The organism is Streptomyces sp. NBC_00223 (assembly GCF_036199905.1).
Lineage (GTDB): Bacteria > Actinomycetota > Actinomycetes > Streptomycetales > Streptomycetaceae > Actinacidiphila.
In genome coordinates this window covers 7,131,140-7,149,575 of the sequence record NZ_CP108109.1, presented here as the reverse complement: position 1 = coordinate 7,149,575, position 18,436 = coordinate 7,131,140, and the positions used below count along the sequence as shown (strand labels likewise).

17 protein-coding genes are annotated in these 18,436 nt (G+C 71.2%); 1 reads left to right on the top strand and 16 read right to left on the bottom strand.

Features of this window, described 5'->3' with window-relative positions:
* Positions 1-9: 9 nt before the first annotated feature.
* From OHA30_RS30570 to pgsA, 15 genes are all read right to left on the bottom strand, one after another.
* Positions 10-2,463, bottom strand: coding sequence for a RelA/SpoT family protein (locus OHA30_RS30570; protein ID WP_405785003.1), 2,454 nt, complete (start codon positions 2,461-2,463; stop codon positions 10-12).
* A gap of 170 nt (positions 2,464-2,633) precedes the next feature.
* The gene (locus tag OHA30_RS30565; RefSeq protein WP_328917100.1) at positions 2,634-3,194 is read right to left on the bottom strand and encodes an adenine phosphoribosyltransferase; all 561 of its coding nucleotides are present in this window, start codon (positions 3,192-3,194) and stop codon (positions 2,634-2,636) included.
* Between the two features lie 274 nt (positions 3,195-3,468).
* Positions 3,469-4,656 carry a protein translocase subunit SecF gene (secF, locus tag OHA30_RS30560; protein ID WP_328917099.1) on the bottom strand — a complete coding sequence of 396 codons (1,188 nt, stop codon included), beginning with the start codon at positions 4,654-4,656 and terminating at the stop codon, positions 3,469-3,471.
* Positions 4,656-6,446: a protein translocase subunit SecD gene (secD, locus tag OHA30_RS30555; RefSeq protein WP_328917098.1), complete on the bottom strand. Its 1,791-nt coding sequence runs from the start codon at positions 6,444-6,446 to the stop codon at positions 4,656-4,658. Before secD ends, secF begins: the two co-directional genes overlap by 1 nt.
* A gap of 78 nt (positions 6,447-6,524) precedes the next feature.
* Complete coding sequence (gene yajC, locus OHA30_RS30550) at positions 6,525-6,932, bottom strand: preprotein translocase subunit YajC (RefSeq protein ID WP_405785005.1); 408 nt, start codon at positions 6,930-6,932, stop codon at positions 6,525-6,527.
* 209 nt (positions 6,933-7,141) lie between these two features.
* Positions 7,142-8,221, bottom strand: a complete 1,080-nt coding sequence (ruvB, locus tag OHA30_RS30545) for a Holliday junction branch migration DNA helicase RuvB (protein ID WP_328917096.1) — start codon at positions 8,219-8,221, stop codon at positions 7,142-7,144.
* Between the two features lie 97 nt (positions 8,222-8,318).
* Positions 8,319-8,933, bottom strand: a complete 615-nt coding sequence (ruvA, locus tag OHA30_RS30540; protein ID WP_328917095.1) for a Holliday junction branch migration protein RuvA — start codon at positions 8,931-8,933, stop codon at positions 8,319-8,321.
* Positions 8,930-9,472: a crossover junction endodeoxyribonuclease RuvC gene (ruvC, locus tag OHA30_RS30535; RefSeq protein ID WP_328917094.1), complete on the bottom strand. Its 543-nt coding sequence runs from the start codon at positions 9,470-9,472 to the stop codon at positions 8,930-8,932. Before ruvC ends, ruvA begins: the two co-directional genes overlap by 4 nt.
* 126 nt (positions 9,473-9,598) lie before the next feature.
* Entirely contained in the window at positions 9,599-10,351 is a 753-nt protein-coding gene (locus tag OHA30_RS30530; RefSeq protein WP_073499865.1) for a YebC/PmpR family DNA-binding transcriptional regulator, read from the bottom strand.
* A 58-nt stretch (positions 10,352-10,409) separates the two neighbouring features.
* The gene (pdxT, locus tag OHA30_RS30525; protein ID WP_328917093.1) at positions 10,410-11,003 is read right to left on the bottom strand and encodes a pyridoxal 5'-phosphate synthase glutaminase subunit PdxT; all 594 of its coding nucleotides are present in this window, start codon (positions 11,001-11,003) and stop codon (positions 10,410-10,412) included.
* A 6-nt stretch (positions 11,004-11,009) separates the two neighbouring features.
* Complete coding sequence (gene pdxS / locus OHA30_RS30520; RefSeq protein ID WP_328917092.1) at positions 11,010-11,921, bottom strand: pyridoxal 5'-phosphate synthase lyase subunit PdxS; 912 nt, start codon at positions 11,919-11,921, stop codon at positions 11,010-11,012.
* Between the two features lie 126 nt (positions 11,922-12,047).
* Positions 12,048-12,596, bottom strand: coding sequence for a hypothetical protein (locus OHA30_RS30515; protein ID WP_328917091.1), 549 nt, complete (start codon positions 12,594-12,596; stop codon positions 12,048-12,050).
* Positions 12,597-12,762: 166 nt separating this feature from the next.
* Positions 12,763-13,923 (bottom strand): glycosyltransferase family 4 protein, encoded by a 1,161-nt coding sequence (locus OHA30_RS30510; protein ID WP_328917090.1) that lies wholly within the window; start codon positions 13,921-13,923, stop codon positions 12,763-12,765.
* A complete protein-coding gene (locus OHA30_RS30505) occupies positions 13,920-14,855 on the bottom strand; it encodes a phosphatidylinositol mannoside acyltransferase (protein WP_328917089.1) in 936 nt (311 codons plus the stop codon). Before OHA30_RS30505 ends, OHA30_RS30510 begins: the two co-directional genes overlap by 4 nt.
* Positions 14,852-15,526 carry a phosphatidylinositol phosphate synthase gene (gene pgsA, locus OHA30_RS30500; RefSeq protein ID WP_328917088.1) on the bottom strand — a complete coding sequence of 225 codons (675 nt, stop codon included), beginning with the start codon at positions 15,524-15,526 and terminating at the stop codon, positions 14,852-14,854. Before pgsA ends, OHA30_RS30505 begins: the two co-directional genes overlap by 4 nt.
* A 579-nt stretch (positions 15,527-16,105) precedes the next feature.
* Here pgsA and OHA30_RS30495 point away from each other — a divergent pair.
* Complete coding sequence (locus tag OHA30_RS30495; RefSeq protein ID WP_328917087.1) at positions 16,106-17,755, top strand: hypothetical protein; 1,650 nt, start codon at positions 16,106-16,108, stop codon at positions 17,753-17,755.
* Between the two features lie 79 nt (positions 17,756-17,834).
* Here the strand turns inward: OHA30_RS30495 and OHA30_RS30490 are convergent, their stop codons facing one another.
* Positions 17,835-18,392 (bottom strand): HIT family protein, encoded by a 558-nt coding sequence (locus OHA30_RS30490; protein WP_328917086.1) that lies wholly within the window; start codon positions 18,390-18,392, stop codon positions 17,835-17,837.
* Between the last annotated feature and the right edge of the window lie 44 nt (positions 18,393-18,436).

The window sequence follows — 18,436 nt, the reverse complement described above, 5'->3', positions numbered from 1 at the left end:
GCGGCCGCTTTACCGCTGCCGGCCGGAGGTGACCCGGTACACGTCGTAGACGCCCTCGACGCCGCGCACGGCCTTCAGGACGTGGCCGAGGTGCTTGGGGTCGCCCATCTCGAAGGTGAAGCGCGAGGTGGCGACCCGGTCGCGGGAGGTCTGCACGGCCGCCGACAGGATGTTGACGTGCTGGTCGGACAGCACGCGGGTCACGTCCGACAGCAGCCGGGAGCGGTCCAGCGCCTCGACCTGGATGGCGACCAGGAAGACCGAGGACTGGGTGGGCGCCCACTCGACGTCGATGATCCGCTCGGGCTGCTGGGAGAGCGAGTCGACGTTGACGCAGTCGGCGCGGTGCACCGACACCCCGTTGCCGCGGGTCACGAAGCCGATGATCGGATCGCCCGGCACCGGCGTACAGCACCGGGAGAGCTTGACCCAGACGTCGCTGACGCCCTTGACGACCACACCGGGGTCGGTGTTGGAGCGGCGCTTGGTACGGCCCTGCGTCGGGGTGGTGATCTCCGCGATGTCCTCGGTGGCGCCCTCCTCGCCGCCGAGCGCGTCGACCAGCTTCTGCACCACGGACTGCGCGGTGATGTGACCCTCGCCGATCGCCGCGTAGAGCGCGGAGATGTCGGGGTAGCGCATCTCGTGGGCGAGGGTGACCAGGGAGTCGCCGGTCAGCACCCGCTGGATCGGCAGGTTCTGCTTGCGCATCGCGCGGGCGATGGCTTCCTTGCCCGACTCGACGGCCTCCTCGCGGCGCTCCTTGGAGAACCAGGCGCGGATCTTGTTGCGCGCCCGCGGCGACTTGACGAAGCCCAGCCAGTCCCTGGAGGGCCCCGCGCCCGCCGCCTTGGAGGTGAAGACCTCCACCAGGTCGCCGTTGTCGAGGGTGGACTCCAGCGGTACGAGGCGGCCGTTGACGCGCGCGCCTATGGTGCGGTGGCCGACCTCGGTGTGCACGGCGTAGGCGAAGTCCACCGGGGTGGCGCCGGCCGGCAGCGCTATCACGTCGCCCTTGGGCGTGAAGACGAAGACCTCGCTCTTGGACAGGTCGAAGCGCAGCGACTCCAGGAACTCGCCCGGGTCCTCGGTCTCCTTCTGCCAGTCCAGCAGCTGGCGCAGCCACGCCATGTCGTTGACCGCGTCGTCCTTCTTGTCCGAACGCGGGCTGTCGGTGCGCACCTTGGAGGCGCCGGCCACGGCCTCCTGCTTGTACTTCCAGTGCGCGGCGATGCCGTACTCGGCCCTGCGGTGCATGTCGAAGGTGCGGATCTGGAGTTCAACGGGCTTGCCGCTGGGCCCGATCACCGTGGTGTGCAGCGACTGGTACATGTTGAACTTCGGCATCGCGATGTAGTCCTTGAACCGGCCGGGGACCGGATTCCATCGCGCGTGGATGGTGCCGAGCGCCGCGTAGCAGTCCCGGACGGTGTCGACGAGCACCCGGATGCCGACCAGGTCGTAGATCTCCGCGAAGTCCCGGCCGCGGACGATCATCTTCTGGTAGACGCTGTAGTAGTGCTTCGGCCGCCCGGTGACGGTGGCCTTGATCCGGGCCGCGCGCAGATCCTGCTGCACCTGGTCGGTGACCACGGCCAGATACTCGTCGCGCTTGGGCGCGCGCTCGGCGACCAGGCGGACGATCTCGTCGTACATCTTCGGGTAGAGGATCGCGAAGGCGAGGTCCTCCAGCTCCCACTTGATGGTGTTCATGCCCAGCCGGTGGGCCAGCGGGGCGTAGATCTCCAGGGTCTCGCGGGCCTTCTTCTCCTGCTTCTCGCGCTTGAGGTAGCGCATGGTCCGCATGTTGTGCAGCCGGTCGGCGAGCTTGATGACCAGGACACGGGGGTCCTTGGCCATGGCGACGACCATCTTGCGGACCGTCTCGGCCTGCGCGGCCTCGCCGAACTTGACCTTGTCCAGCTTGGTGACGCCGTCGACCAGCAGCGCCACCTGGTCGCCGAAGTCGCGGCGCAGCGCCTCAAGGCCGTACTCGGTGTCCTCGACGGTGTCGTGCAGCAGCCCGGCCATCAAGGTGGCCGGGTCCATGCCCAGCTCGGCCAGGATCGTGGTGACGGCCAGCGGGTGCGTGATGTACGGGTCGCCGCTCTTGCGCTTCTGGCCGCGGTGCCAGCGCTCGGCGACCTGGTACGCGTTCTCGATCTGCCGCAGCTTGGCGCTGTCGCCCTTGGGGTCGTTGCCCCGCACGACGCGCAGCAGGGGTTCGAGCACCGGGTTGTACGGGGTGGAGCGCTGCACGCCGAGCCGGGCCAGCCGGGCTCGGACCCGGCTGGAGGAGGCTCCGGGGCGGGTCGGTGCGACGGCGCCCGGAGTGCGTACGGGCCGGATCGCCGGTGCCTCGGGCTTGGGCTCGGTGTCCTTGGCGCCCGCGGGCGTCTGCGCCCCGCCGGCGGCCGGCTCCGTACCGCCAGCAGCGTCGAGCGGCTGGGCCTGGTCTGGCAAGAGCACTCCTCACACGGTGGAAGTCCCATCGTATCGACCAGCGGCGCGAGACGGGCGCCCGGCGGGGCAAGCACGCCCCGTACCGGGGGCCCCAGAAGGCCGCAGGAGCCCCGTGGAGCGCCGTACGTCACACGGTGGGCCCAGGAGACGCCTACGGCCCGCGGACGGCCTCAGACGACCACGAGGGCGTCCAGGGGGGTGTCACCGAGGGAGGGGAGGAGCCGGTCCCGGCCGCCGAGGAAGGTCAGTTCCAGCAGAACGGCCACCCCGGCGACGGCGGCCCCCGTACGGCGGATCAGCTCCACGGCCGCCGCGGCGGTGCCTCCGGTGGCCAGCACGTCGTCGATCACCAGCACCCGGTCGCCGGGGGCGAAGGCGTCGGTCTGCACCTCGATCTCGGCGCTGCCGTACTCCAGCTCGTACGACTCCCCCAGCGTCTCGCCGGGCAGCTTGCCGGACTTGCGGACCGGGACGAAGCCGAGGCCGGCCCGGGCCGCGGCGGGGGCGGCCAGGATGAAGCCGCGCGCCTCAAGGCCGACGACCTTGGTGGCGCCGTGCCGGGCGCACAGCTCGGCGAGGGCGTCGACCAGGGCGCCGAAGGCGGCGGGGTCGGCGAGCAGGGGCGTGATGTCCTTGAACACGACCCCGGGCCGCGGATAGTCCGGGACGTCCCGGATACGGCCGAGCAGCAGGTCCCGCAGCTCCGCGGAGGCGGCTTCCGTGGTGGTCATCGCACTACTTTCTTTCTCGGCGCTCTCTCGGCGTTCGCTCTCGGCGCCCAGGGGGTTCCCGGCGCCGCGGTGGACGGCTCGTGGTTCTCACGGCTCGCGGTTCTCACAGTGCACGACCGCAGGCCGCGCGACCGCACGCTGCGCGACGCACGACGCGCGGTGCACGGCCGCACGGTACCGGGAAGCCGGCTTCCCGGTGTGGCCCCCACAGGCTCGGCACCAAAAGCCGTCGCCGCCCGGGCCTGTGAGGGCCGGGCGGCGACGGTGGGGTGGATCAGCGGCGCTTGCCCGAGGGGCGGTTGCGGCCGCGGTTGGCCCGGTTGACCGGCTGGCTGCGCGCCGGGCGGTCGCCCGCGGTGGCGGTGCCCTGACCGCGCTGTCCGACCACACCGGCCGCGGCCGGAGCCGCTTCCTCGTCGTCGGGCGCCAGGTCGTCCGGCTCGTCGTCCTCGACGCTCTCGCCGCGGGCCGCCGCCTCGGCGGCCTTGGCCGCGTCGGAGGCGCGCTTGGCCAGCACCCGCTTGCGCAGGTTCTGCATCGCCGGGTCGCGCTCCTTGAGGTCCGCCACGATCGGGGTCGCGATGAAGATCGAGGAGTACGCGCCGGCGGTGAGGCCGACGAACAGCGCGAGCGCGATGTCGTTGAGCATGCCCGCGCCGAGGATGCCGCCACCGATGAAGAGCAGCGCGCCGACCGGCAGCAGGGCGACGATCGTGGTGTTGATCGACCGCACCAGGGTGCCGTTGAGGCTGCGGTTGGCCAGCTCGCTGTAGGTGTGGCGGTTCTGCTTGGTGATGTCCTTGGTGGATTCCTTGAGACCGTCGAAGACGACGACGGTGTCGTACAGGGAGTAACCGAGGATGGTCAACAGACCGATCACCGTGCCCGGGGTGACCTCGAATCCCACGATGGCGTACACACCCGTGGTGATCGTGAGGTCGTGCAGCAGGGCGACCAGGGCGGACGCCGCCATTCGCCACTCGAAGGCGATGGCGAGGTAGATCACCACCAGGATCAGGAAGATGATCAGACCCTGGACGGCCTTGTGGGAGATCTCCTTGCCCCAGCTCGGGCCGACGATCTGCGCGTCGATCTTCGAGGAGGGGAAGCCCAGGTCCTTGGCGATCTTGGGCTGGAGCTCCTTGGACTTGTCGGTGGACAGGTCCGCGATCTGGATGCGCAGGCTGCCGGTGCCGAGCTTCTGGACGGTCGCGTCGTGGCCGTCGGTGTCCCCGGCGATCCTGCTCTGCGCGTCGGACACCGAGATCGAGGTCTTGGGCGTGTTGAAGACCGCGCCACCGGAGAACTCGATGCCGAGGTGCAGCCCGTTGATCAGAAGACCCGCCACAGCGGCGACGGTGACCAGCGCCGAGACGCCGTACCAGAGCATGCGCTTGCCGACGAAGTCGTACGCGATCTCGCCGCGGTGCAGCCGATGGCCGAGGTTGCTGAGCTTGGACATCAGGCCTCCTTCGTCTCGGAGCTGGTCTGGCGGCGGACGCGGCGCAGGGGTGCGTGGACGCCGAGCGACTTGGGATCGAGGCCGGACCACCGGTGACCCTGCGCGTAGAACGGTCGGCGGGCCAGCAGCGTCATCAGCGGCTTGGTGAACAGGAAGACCACGGCGACGTCCAGCAGGGTGGTCAGGCCGAGCGTGAACGCGAAGCCCTGGACCTTGCCGACGGTCACGACGTAGAGCACGGCGGCGGCGAGGAAGGACACGAAGTCGGACACCAGGATGGTGCGCCGGGCGCGCGGCCAGCCCCGGGCCACGGCCGGCTGGAGCGACCGGCCTTCCCGTAGCTCGTCCCTGATTCTCTCGAAGAACACGATGAACGAGTCGGCGGTGATACCGATGGCGACGATGGCGCCGCAGACCGCCGGCAGGTTCAGGGCGAAGCCGATCGCCTTGCCGAGCAGACACATGATCGTGTAGGTCAGCGCGGCCGAGGTCAGCAGGCTCAGCACCGCCACGAAGCTCAGTCCGCGGTAGTAGGCGAACATGTAGAGCACGACGAGGATCAGGCCGACGCCGCCGGCGATCAGACCGCCGCGCAGCTGCTCGCCGCCGAGGGCGGCCGAGACCGTGGTCTTGTCGGAGATGTCGAAGGCCAGCGGCAGGGAGCCGAACTTCAGCACGTTCGCCAGGTCCTCGGCCGAGGACTGGGTGAAGTCACCCGAGATCTGGGCACTGCCGGCGTTCAGGGCCTGGTGCACGGACGGGGCCGAGACGACATTGCCGTCCAGGTCGATGGCGAACTGGTTGTTCGGCGGCTGCTGGCTGGAGAGGTCACCGGTCACCTTGGTGAACTGCTTCGCGCCCTTGCCGTCGAAGGTCAGGTTCACCACCCAGCCGTTGCCCTGCTGGGTGTCGAAGTTGGCGTTGGCGCCGGAGACGTTCTTGCCGTCGATCAGGACCGGGCCGAGCGCGTACTTGTACCAGTGCTTGTCCTGCTCGCCGCAGGCCACGACCTTCTCGTTGGTCTTGGTGCCCTCGCTGGCCGCGGCCCGCGCCTTGGGGTTGGTGCAGTCCAGGGCGTCGAGCTTGGCCTGGAGGTCGGCCGGGATCGAGACATCGGCCGCCGTGGAGGCGTCACCGGTGGCCGAGGGGTCGCTCGGGTCGGGAGCGGGAGTCGTCGCGACCGGTGTGGGGGCCTTGTCCACGCCCGACTTCAGCGCGTTGGTGACCGCCCTGCCCTGCGGGGTGCTGGTGGACGTCCCGGTGGCCGTGGACTTCGGAGTCGCGGTCGACTTCGAACCCGTGGACGGCGTGCCGGTCGTCGAGGGAGTGGCACTTCCCGACGGCGTGGGGCTCGTGGACGGCGTCGGCGAGCTCTTGGCGGGCTCGCCGTCGAGCTGCGTGAGCACCTGGCGGAAGTACAGCTGGGCGGTCGTGCCGACCTGCTTCTCCGCCTCGTCCGCGTTGGTCCCCTTGGGGATGTTCACGATGATGTTGCGATCGCCCTGAACCTGGGTCTCGGCCTCGGACACGCCCAGCGCGTTGACGCGCTGGGAGATGATGTCCTTGGCGATGTTCATGTTCGACGCGTTGATCGCGTTCGCCTGGCCGCTCTTGGCGGTCAGCGTGATGCTGACACCGCCGGCGAGGTCGATGCCCAACCGGGGAGTGGTGTTGCCGGAGAGGAACATTCCTCCGGTCAGCGCCACCAGGGCGATGAGGATCACGGCCAGAGCGCGCCCGGGCAATCCCTGACTCCCCGAGGACCTGCGGCCCTTCTTGGCTGCTGCCACCTTCTTGTGTCTCCCTGTCCTACCGCCCCCGAACGTGCACGCTCAGGGGGTGGCCACGAGTGTTGTCAAGCCGGACCCTTACTTGGAGTCGGAGCCGTTCTGCTCCGGTGCCTCCGCGGACTTGCCCAGGTCGACGCGCTCGCCGTCCTTGACCTCGTCCGTATCGGTCGCACCGTCCGTCGTCGCGGCCTCCCCGGTGGCCGCTTCGGCGGTGTCCTCCTCCTCGACGCCCTCCGGTCCTTCCGGCTCGATGCCGTGCACGATCCGGTTGAACTCGTCCTCGCTCAGCACCGTCCCGATGGCGTTCTTCGCGAAGTGAGCGTGCACCCCGTCGGTGATCTCCAGGAGCACGGTCTCCTCATTGACTTCCTTGACCACGGCGTAGAGGCCGCCGATCGTCCGGACGCCGGTACCCGGCTCCATCTGATTGCGCATCTGGGACGCCTGGCGCTGCTTGTTCTTGGCGGATCGCGTCATCATGAACATGACGCCAACAATGAGGATCAGAGGGAGAAGAGTGACGGGATTCACGGTCTGGACGTTCCTTCGCACGGCCAGTGTGGGGGCTGGCCTGGGTTTCGGGATGTGAGTGCCGATCCGGAGGAAGGGCGTCGGCGGAGTCTAAGCGCAGGCTCGCCGCTGGAACAACGCCAAGCATGGCACTGGGGTTCCTGATCGGTGGAGTCTAGCCGACCTCACGGACCGAACAACCCGGTCTGTCCCGTTCCGCCCCCACTCGTCCCTCCGGCCTCCCGAGGCGGTACGAGCCCCAGATGCGCCCAGGCGGCCCGGGTCGCCACCCGGCCTCTGGGGGTACGCGCGAGCAGTCCCTCGCGGACCAGGAACGGCTCGGCGACCTCCTCGACGGTCTCCCGCTCCTCCCCCACCGCGACGGCCAGCGTGGACAGCCCCACGGGCCCGCCGCCGAAGAGCGTGAGCAGCGCCCGCAGCACCGCGCGGTCCAGCCGGTCCAGGCCGCGGCCGTCGACCTCGTAGACCTCCAGGGCCCGGGCGGCGATCTCCCGGCTGATCACGCCGTCCGCCCTGACCTGCGCGTAGTCCCGCACCCGGCGCAGCAGCCGGTTGGCGATCCGGGGGGTGCCGCGGGAGCGCCCGGCGATCTCCGCGGCGGCGTCGGCGGCGATGTCGAGGTCCAGCAGCCCGGCTGAGCGATGAATCACCCTTTCCAGCTCGGCGGGGGCGTAGAACTCCATGTGGCCGGTGAAGCCGAAGCGGTCGCGCAGCGGGGGCGGCAGCAGGCCGGCCCTGGTGGTGGCGCCGACCAGGGTGAAGGGCGGCAGCTCCAGCGGGATCGCGGTGGCGCCGGGGCCCTTGCCGACGATCACGTCGACCCGGAAGTCCTCCATCGCCATGTAGAGCATCTCCTCGGCGGGCCGGGACATCCGGTGGATCTCGTCGAGGAAGAGCACCTCGCCCTCGCTGAGCGAGGACAGGATCGCGGCGAGGTCGCCCGCGTGCTGGATGGCCGGGCCCGAGGTGATCCGGATGGGCACGCCCATCTCGGCCGCGATGATCATCGACAGGGTGGTCTTGCCCAGGCCCGGGGCGCCGGAGAGCAGGACGTGGTCGGCGGTGCCGCCGCGCTTGCGCGCGGCCTTGAGCACCAGGTCCAGCTGCTCCCTGACCCTTTCCTGGCCGACGAACTCACCGAGGTCCTTGGGGCGCAGCGCGGCCTCGATGGCCTGGTCCTCGCTGTCGGCGGCGCCGCCGACCAGTCGCTCCGGCGTCTCGGCTTGGGCGTCGTCCCAGTTCATGGAAGTTCTCTCGGATCGGGCGGGCGTACGGGCACGGACGCGTACGGGTCGGCGGTCGGGGCCGGCGGGCCAGGGGCTCCGGGGCGCGGGGTACGGCTCAGCGGGTGCGGTTGAGGGTCTGGAGGGCCGCGCGCAGCAGCGCGCCGACGTTGGGCTCGGCGGCGGCCTCGGCCTGCGGGGTGACGGCGGTGACCGCCTCGTCGGCCTCGCGGGTGGCGTATCCGAGGCCGAGCAGCGCGGCGTGCAGCTGCTCGCGCCACGACGGGCCCACCGGGGTGCCGACGCCGCGGCCCGCGCCCACCGGGCCGACCGGATCGCCGAGGCGGTCCTTGAGTTCCAGCAGCAGCCGCTGGGCGCCCTTCTTGCCGATGCCGGGCACGGCGGTGAGCGCCTTCTCGTCGCCCGAGGCGACCGCGGCGCGCAGCGCGTCCGGCGCGTGCACGGCCAGCATCGTCTGGGCCAGCCGCGGCCCGACCCCGCTGACCGTCTGCAGCAGCTCGAAGACCTGCCGCTCGTCGTCGTCCGCGAAGCCGTACAGCGTCAGTGAGTCCTCGCGCACGACCAGGGAGGTGGCCAGCCGGGCGGGCTGCCCGATCCGCAGCGCGGCCAGGGTGCCGGGCGCGCACTGGACGGCCATGCCGACGCCGCCGACCTCGATGACCGCGATGTCCGGGGCGAGGGCGGCGACCTGGCCGCTGACGAAGGCGATCACGTGGCGGGCTCCTGGTTTCGTACGGTGGTCCGGTGGGCGGCGACGGCCTGCTGGAGGCGGTTGGTGGCGGTGCCGCGCCAGATGTGACAGATGGCCAGCGCCAGCGCGTCGGCGGCGTCGGCCGGCTTGGGCGGGGCGTCCAGCCGCAGCAGCCGGGTGACCATCGCGCCGACCTGGGCCTTGTCGGCGCGGCCGCTGCCGGTCACGGCGGCCTTGACCTCGCTGGGGGTGTGCAGATGGACGGGCAGGCCGCGGCGGGCCGCGCAGAGCATGGCGACCGCGCTGGCCTGGGCGGTGCCCATCACCGTACGCACATTGTGCTGGCTGAACACCCGCTCCACGGCGACCGCTTCGGGGCTGAACTCGTCGAGCCACGCCTCGATGCCGCGCTCGATCAGCACCAGCCGGTCTCCGATCTCCGCCTCGGCGGGCGTACGGACGACACCGACGCCGGCCATCTTCAGGGGGCGGCCCGGCACACCGTCCACCACGCCGATCCCGCACCGGGTCAGCCCCGGGTCCACGCCCAGTACCCGCACCGCGCCCCTCCCTTCGCACGCTCGTCGCACCTGCTCGTGGAGGCTATCGGTTCGCACTGACAAACGACGGAGGGGCCGACCGGGTGTGTCCCGGCCGGCCCCTCGCCGAGGCGACATGACGTGCCGTCAGGCGTCGACCTTCTCCATGACCTCGTCGGAGACGTCGAAGTTGGCGAAGACGTTCTGCACGTCGTCGCTGTCCTCCAGCGCGTCGATGAGCTTGAAGATCTTGCGCGCGCCGTCCTCGTCCAGCTCGACCTGCATGGTGGGCAGGAAGTTGGCGTCGGCCGAGTCGTAGTCGATGCCGGCCTCCTGGAGGGCCTTGCGGACCGGCACCAGGTCGGTGGCCTCGCTGATGACCTCGTACGACTCGCCGAGGTCGTTGACCTCCTCGGCGCCCGCGTCGAGCACCGCGCCCAGCACGTCGTCCTCGCCCAGCTCACCCTTGGGGACGATGACGACGCCCTTGCGGTTGAACAGGTACGACACCGAGCCCGGGTCGGCCATCGAGCCGCCGTTGCGGGTCATGGCGACGCGGACGTCGGAGGCGGCACGGTTGCGGTTGTCGGTGAGGCACTCGATGAGCACCGCGACGCCGTTGGGACCGTAGCCCTCGTACATGATCGTCTGGTAGTCGGCGCCGCCGGCCTCAAGACCGGCACCGCGCTTGACCGCGCTGTCGATGTTCTTGTTCGGCACCGAGCTCTTCTTCGCCTTCTGGATGGCGTCGAAGAGGGTCGGGTTGCCGTCGGGATCGGCGCCGCCCGTACGGGCCGCGACCTCGATGTTCTTGATCAGCTTCGCGAAGAGCTTGCCGCGCTTGGCATCGATCACGGCCTTCTTGTGCTTCGTCGTAGCCCATTTAGAGTGGCCGGACATCCGACTGTCTCCTTCGCGTCACCCATTACCGAACGCGCTCGATCCTACCGGGACGGCGTCATCCCGCGGTGCGCACTGCGGCCACGAACAGTTCATGAATCCGGTGGTCGCCCGTCAGCTCGGGGTGGAAGGAGGTCGCCAGCGCGTTGCCCTGCCGTACGGCGACCACATGGCCGTCGTGCTCGGCCAACACCTCGGTGTTCGCGCCGACCGACTCCACCCAGGGCGCGCGGATGAACACGCCCTCGACCGGGCCGCCGGGCACGCCGCTGACGTCCACGAACGCCTCGAAGGACTCGTTCTGCCGCCCGAAGGCGTTGCGCCGGACGATCATGTCGATGCCGCCGAAGGTCTCCTGGCCCGACCTCGGGTCGAGGATCTTGTCGGCGAGCATGATCATGCCGGCGCAGCTGCCGTAGACCGGCAGTCCGTCCCGGATCGCCGCGCGCAGCGGCTCCATCAGGCCGAAGAGCGCGGCCAGCTTGGAGATGGTGGTGGACTCGCCGCCGGGTATGACCAGGCCGTCCAGACCGTCCAGTTCCTCGGGGCGCCGGACCGGGCCGGCCGCGGCGTCCGCCGCGGCCAGCGCCGCCAGGTGCTCCCGTACGTCGCCCTGGAGGGCCAGGACGCCGATCCGCGGAGTGCTGCTCATCGTGGACTACCAGCCGCGGTTGGCGTAGCGCTCGGATTCGGGGAGGGTGTCGCAGTTGATGCCGACCATGGCCTCGCCGAGGTCGCGGGAGGCGTCGGCGATGACCTTGGGGTCGTCGTAGAAGGTGGTGGCGCGGACGATGGCGGCGGCGCGTTTGGCCGGGTCGCCGGACTTGAAGATGCCCGAGCCGACGAAGACGCCCTCGGCGCCGAGCTGGCGCATCAGCGCGGCGTCGGCCGGGGTCGCCACGCCGCCGGCGGAGAACAGCACCACCGGCAGCTTCCCGAGGACGGAGACCTCCTTGACCAGCTCGTAGGGGGCGCGCAGTTCCTTGGCGGCAGCGTAGAGCTCGTTGTTGTCCAGGCCCCTGAGGCGGGAGATCTCGTTCTTGATCTGCCGCAGGTGGCGGACGGCCTCGACGACGTTGCCGGTGCCGGCCTCGCCCTTGGAGCGGATCATCGCCGCGCCCTCGGCGATCCGGCGCAGGGCCTCGCCGAGGTTGGTGGCGCCGCACACGAAGGGCGTGGTGAAGGCCCACTTGTCGGAATGGTTGACCTCGTCGGCCGGGGTCAGGACCTCGGACTCGTCGATGTAGTCGACGCCGAGCGCCTGGAGGACCTGGGCCTCGACGAAGTGGCCGATCCGCGACTTGGCCATGACCGGGATCGACACGGCGCCGACGATGCCGTCGATCATGTCGGGGTCGGACATCCGGGCCACCCCGCCGTCCTTGCGGATGTCGGCCGGCACCCGCTCCAGGGCCATGACGGCCACGGCTCCGGCATCCTCGGCGATCTTCGCCTGCTCCGGGGTGACAACATCCATGATCACCCCGCCCTTGAGCTGCTCGGCCATACCGCGCTTCACACGCGCGGTGCCGGTCTCGGGGGTCTGGGCGGTGGAGGGGCTGGTGGGCACGTGGACCTCACTCCTGACGAAAAGGTGTCTTTTATGTCATCGTCCGACGGATCGGCGCAAGCGGAAAGGGCCAATCCGTCGCAGGTGGCTCCCCGGGCGCGGCGGCCGTCGGCGCCGCCGGGGCGCTCAGCGGGATGCCGCGCCCTCGGCGGTCAGCGAGGCCGGAGGCTCGTCGTCCATTTCGAAGGCGAGCGGGAAGGGCGCGTGGCCCGCCAGCTTGAACCACCGCACCACCCGGTGCTCGCGGACCGCACGGGCGGCGCGCACCGCGTCGTTGTGGAACCGCCGGGCCATCGGCACCCGCCGCACCGCCCGGGTCAGTTCGCCGATCGCCTCGGCGCCGCCGGGTGCCTCCCGTACCTGGGCGACGGCGACGCTCTCCGCGAACACCGCACGCAGCGCCTGGCTCAGCTCGCTCTCGGCGACCTCCCGCTGCTCGGGCTCGGCCTGCCGGGCGGCGTGCGCGGACTCGTACAGCACGATCGAGGCGGCCGGGTCGAAGACGCCCGCGGTCGCGAGTTCCTGCGCGACCGAGGCCCGGCGCAGCAGTTGGGCGTCGAGCGCGGCCCGCGCCGCGTCGATCCGGGCGTGCAGCCGGTCCAGGCGGCCCGCCGTCCAGCTCAGATACAGCCCGATGGCGACGAGCGCCACCGCGACCCAGATGATGGTGGTCACGGGGGGTTACCCTACTCACCCGTCGGTGTCACCCCGGCCGCCAGGCGATCCCGCGGCACCCCCGGGAGCCCCCGCTCAGCCCCCGTCGACCGCTCAGCTCCGGGCCGGTCCGCTCCGGGCCGGTCCGCTCAGTCCCCGTCGACCGCTCAGCCCCCGGCCGGTCCGCTCAGTCCCTGGTCTGCCGCAGCCGCCCGAGGAATCCGGGCCGTTCGTCCGCCTCGACCGCCTCCGCGCCCGCGGTCACCGTCTCGTAGACGGCCAGGATGTCCGCGCCGACCACCGACCAGTCGAAGCGGCGGACATGGGCGCTGCCCAGCGCGCTCAGCTCGGCGAGCCGGGCCGGGTCGCCGAGCAGCCGGATCGCGGCCGTGGCGAGCGCGTCCTCGTCCTCGTTGCCGAACAGCTCGCCGGCCGCCCCCTGGTCGAGTACCTGCGCGAAGGCGTCGAGGTCGCTGGCCAGTACGGGGGCGCCCGCCGACATGGCCTCCACCAGGATGATCCCGAAGCTCTCGCCGCCCAGGTTGGGCGCCACATAGAGGTCGACGCTGCGCAGCAGCCGTGCCTTGTCCTCGTCGCTGACCATGCCGAGGAATTCCACCCGGTCGCGCATCTCCTCGGGCAGCGAGGCGACGGCCTCCTGCTCGTCGCCGCGCCCGGCGACCAGCAGCCGGGTACCGGGCCGCTCGGCGAGGATCCTCGGCAGGGCCCGCATCAGCACCGGCAGGCCCTTGCGGGGCTCGTCGATGCGTCCTATGAAGCCGATCGTGCCGCCCTGCCACTGCGGGCGCGGCTCGGCGCGGGCGAAGAAGTCGACGTCGACCCCGTTGGGGATCACCACCGCGTCGCCGCCCAGGTGCTCGACCAGGGTGCGGCGGGCGTACTCGCTGACCGCGATCCGGGCCCGGATCTTCTCCAGCGCGGGCTGGAGGATCGGGTAGGCGGCGATCATCGCCCGCGAGCGCGGGTTGGAGGTGTGGAAGGTGGCCACGATCGGCCCCTGGGCCGCCCAGCAGGCGAGCAGGCCGAGGGAGGGCGAGGCGGGCTCGTGGATGTGCACGACGTTGAAGGAGCCGTCGTGCAGCCAGCGCCGTACCCGGGCGGCGGACAGGAAGCCGAAGTTCAGCCGCGCCACCGAGCCGTTGTACGGCACGGGCACCGCGCGCCCGGCGGAGACGACGTAGGGCGGAAGCGGTGTCTCGTCGTCGGCCGGGGCGAGCACGGAGACCTCGTGGCCCAGTGCGATCAGATGCTCGGCGAGGTCGCGGATGTGGAACTGGACGCCGCCGGGGACGTCCCAGGAGTACGGGCAGACGATCCCGATCCTCACGCTTTCTCCGTTCCGGAGCCTTCGGCCGGGCCCGCGGCGCCTGGCCGGGGGTCGAGGTCGGCCAGCCACAGCCGTTGCAGCATGTGCCAGTCCTGCGGGTGCTCGGCGATACCGGAGGCGTACGCGTCGGCGAGCCGCTGCGTCATCACGCTCGTGCGGTAGGCGCGGTCGCGGCCCTCGGGGACCTCGATCGGGGGGTGGACCCGGCCGCGCATGACGGGCGAGTCGTCGTACCAGAGGGTGACCGGCAGCAGCAGCGCGCCGGTCTGCTGGGCGAGCATCGCGGGTCCGGCGGGCAACCGGGTGGGCTCGCCGAAGAACTCGACCTCGACGCCATTGGTGGACAGGTCGCGGTCGGCGACCAGGCAGACCAGGCCGCCGGCCCGCAGTCTCCTGGCCAGGGTGCCGAAGGCGGCGCCGCCGGTGTGCGGCAGCACCTCCATGCCCAGGCCCTCGCGGTAGGCGACGAACCGGTCGTAGAGCGTCTCGGGCTTGAGCCGCTCGGCGACCGTGGTGAAGGGTGTCTCCAGCTTGGTGGTGACCCAGGCCCCGGCCAGGTCGTAGTTGCCCATGTGCGGCAGGGCCAGCACGACCCCGCGGCCCGAGGCGAGCCCGTCGATCAGGTGGTGCACGTCCTCGGGGTCGAAGCCGTCGCGGATGCGGTCCTTGCTCCAGGCCGGCAGCCGGAAGGACTCCATCCAGTACCGCAGATACGAGCGCATGCCCGCCCTGGACAGCTCGCGCAGCCGGTGCTCGTCGGCGCCGGGCAGGACCCGGGCCAGATTCGCCTCCAGGCGGCGGACTCCCTTGCCGCGCTGCCGCCACGCCAGGTCGGCGATGGTCCGGCCGAGGGCCCGGGCGGCCGGTTCCGGCAGCGTTTTGACCGCGCTCCAGCCCAGCCCGTACAGGCTGTCGGTGAGGCGCTCCTTCACGCGCCGCTCCCGTGGTCGGCGACGGCGTGCGACGCGGCGGCCGCGTCGGCCTCGGCGGACTCGCGCCGTACCGTCACCACCCGCTGGATCAGGGTGACCAGGCTGCCCGCCGCCACCACCCACAGCGCGATCGGCAGCAGCCACTGGATGGCGGGCACGCCGAACTTGTGCAGACCGGAGAAGCCGCACAGCACCAGCGTGATCACCAGCCGCTCGGCGCGCTCGACCAGCCCGTTGACATTGACCGGCAGTCCGATCGCCTCGCCGCGGGCCTTGGTGTAGGAGACCACCTGGCCGCTGGCCAGGCAGAAGATCGACACCGCGCACAGCGCGAGATTGCCGCCGCTGCCCGCGTACCACATGGCCAGGCCGCCGAAGATGCCCGCGTCGGCGACGCGGTCGAGGGTGGAGTCCAGGAAGGCGCCCCAGCGGCTGGAGACCCCCGCCTGCCGGGCCATGTTGCCGTCGACCAGGTCGGAGAAGACGAACAGCGTGATGGTCACGGTGCCCCAGAAGAACTCTCCTCTGGGATAGAAGACCAGAGCCCCGGCCACGACACCCCCGGTGCCGATCAGGGTCACCGTGTCGGGGCTGACCCCCTTGCGCAGGAGAAAAGTGGCGAACGGCGTGAGAACACGCGTGAAGAACGCACGCGCGTACTTGTTCAGCATGGCCTTCCCGACAGGTCGGTGATTCGGAAACTACGGACGACAGCGGCCGGACCGGCCACCGGATGGCCCATCGTAGCCAGCCCGCGGGACCCGGACGCGTGTGGCACCGCGCGGCGGCCGGACCCGGCGCCCGGGGCGCGACGTATGGACGCCTCCCAGGTGCCGTGGGCGGGCCCGCCGGGCCGCAGGTACGGGCGTCCCGCTGCGCCGTCCAACCGCCGGGGGCAACTCCCCCGAGGGTCCGGGGCCCGGAGGATCGGGGCCGGCGAGCGGCCACCGCGCCACCGAACCGTCGGGAGCCCCGCCCCCGGGTGCCGGGCCCCAGCGGCCCGTCTGGCGCAGCCGCCGCGGGTGCGCGGCCCGGCGGGGCGGCCGGACCTGGGGGCCGGCGGGGCGGCGCGTGGCCGGTAAGCGTCAACCAGCCGTTCGTACAAGGCCAATAGGCGGCTCACGGCCACGCCGGGGGCCGCCTCGCCGCTACTGTGGGAACTGCTCCGAACGTGTGACCCGGCCCTGGACGGGGAATGGGCCGGTCGGAGCCGAAGTATCGGCGGGCGCAACGGTCGACTGGGGGCTGCGGTGACGGACGGGTTCGACTTCAGCCCGGGGGCACAGATCCCCCTGACGGGCACCGACGGCGAGACGGCCGCCACTCAGGCGCTCGCCTCGGCCGCGTACCGGGACTCCCCCGTCACGGCGCTGGTCGACATCAACCCCGACGCGAAGGTGTCCGCACCCCGGCTCTCGCTCTTCCAGCCCAACCTGGGCGAGGCATGGGCCCGCGCCGTACAGACCCGGATGCTCGGCGCCTCGCGCGGCGAACTCGTCCAGTCCTTCGGCGTCGAGCCGCAGACCGTCGTCGAGCACTGCCTGGCCGCCAACCGCATCCGGCAGGAGCGCGACCGCCGACTGACCATCCTCATGGGCGTGTTCGGCCTGCTCTTCCTGCCCGGCGTGCTGCTGTGGCTCGGCGCCTTCCAGCTCCGCAAGTCGCTCGCCGCGCTGCACGAGAGCGGCAAGAAGGCCGGGGCGCTGGGCGGTGTCGTGCTGGCCGTCGCCGTCGCCTTCACCGTACTGCTGGCCGTCCGGCCGCCGTTCAGCGGCTTCTGGAGCCTGTACTTCCGGCTGCTGATGATCGCCCCCGTCATCGGCTGGTACTGGGCCAAGCGGATCTGCGAGGCCACCGCCAAGGATCTGCGCGACCGCTGGGGCGGCCTGGTGTCCGGCTCGGGTGTGGCCGCGAAGATCCCCGAGGCGGTCCCCCGCAACCCCAACCAGCTGCGCGCGGAAAGCCTCCGCCAGAGCCTGGCCAAGCTCTCCGCCGAGCAGAGCAGCAACGTCGTCTTCTACGCCGGCCCCAAGGGCATACTCGGCATGGGCAGCCGCTGGGGCAGCTGGCAGATGGCCGAGGAGCTCGTACCGCGTGAGGGTCTGGCCGAGATCCACCCCTTCCGCAGCTGGGACGTCATCCGCGCCATCCACGACAAGCTGCGGATGCTGGAGCGCGGCCCGCTGCACACCGGCGGCTTCCCCAAGGCGTCGATACGGCACTGGGTCGTCGTCCCCACCGGTGAGGGCGCCGGGTCCATCTCGCGGCCCGGCGGCCCCGAGGTCGAGGCGTTCAGCGTCAAGGACTTCGAGATCCAGCGGATCTGCAACACCCAGCAGTTCGGCAAGGGCAACCGGCACTACCTGGGCATCCAGTTCGTGCTGTGGGACGGCAATCTCGTGATCACCCTCATGGTCACGGTGACCGTACTGGCCCACACCCTGCGGGTGGAGGTCACCGGCCACGCCCTCGGCCCGGTGGACGGGCTCTTCAACTCCGGCCCCTCGCCCCGGTCCAAGACCATCAGCAAGCCGGTGAAGTTCTGGGAGACCAAGACCGTCTCGCTGCCGCTCATGGACGCGACCGAGGTCGTACGGCTGGCCGCGCGGGCGCCGCTCACCTGGTTCCCGCCGATCCTGGACCACCTCGGCGGCACCCTGAAGCTGCCCGAGCCGTTCGGGCTGCGGCACACCTGGGCCGGAAAGCCGTGGAAGCACCGCTTCATGGCCGACGACGCCCTGCGGGCCGCCACCCCGGTGCTGCGGGCGGTGCACGCGGCCGCGATCCAGGTCATGCAGGAGAACGGCGTCGACACGTCGCACTTCAGCAGCCGCTCGATGGCGCTCAGCGGGATGGTGCAGGCGGTGGAGCCGAAGAAGGCGGACGCGTACGACGCGTGAGGCCGTTCGGTGCTTGTTCGGTGGCCGGCCCGCTTCTTGGCGGGCCGGCCCGCGCGTTCGGGCCGGCTTGCGCGTACGGTCAGGCCGGCCAGGCGTCCGCGAGCATCTTGCGGGTGTCCGCGAGCAACTGCGGCAGCACCTTCGTATTGCCCACCACCGGCATGAAGTTGACGTCGCCGCCCCAGCGCGGCACCACGTGCTGGTGCAGATGCGCGGCGATCCCGGCCCCGGCCACCGCGCCCTGGTTCATCCCGATGTTGAAGCCCTGCGCGCCCGAAGCCGCCCGCAGCGCGGTCATGGCCTGCTTGGTCAGCTCGGCCAGCTCGGCGGTCTCGTCCGCGTCCAGCTCGGTGTAGTCGGCGACATGCCGGTACGGCACCACCATGAGGTGCCCGCTGTTGTACGGGTACAGGTTGAGCACCACGTACACATGCTCCCCGCGCCTTATGACGAGGCCGTCCTCGTCGGACTCGGCGGGGATCGTGCAGAACGGACATCCGTCGCCGGCACCGGGTCCTGTGGGCTTGTTCTCGCCCTGGATGTACGCCATGCGATGCGGGGTCCAGAGCCGCTGGAAAGCGTCCGGCACCCCCGCCCCGATCTGCTGCTCCGGCTCACTCGTCATGCCGATCAGCATAGGTCGTCACCCCCCGGTGAAGGCAGAGGCCCCCGGTGCGCGGG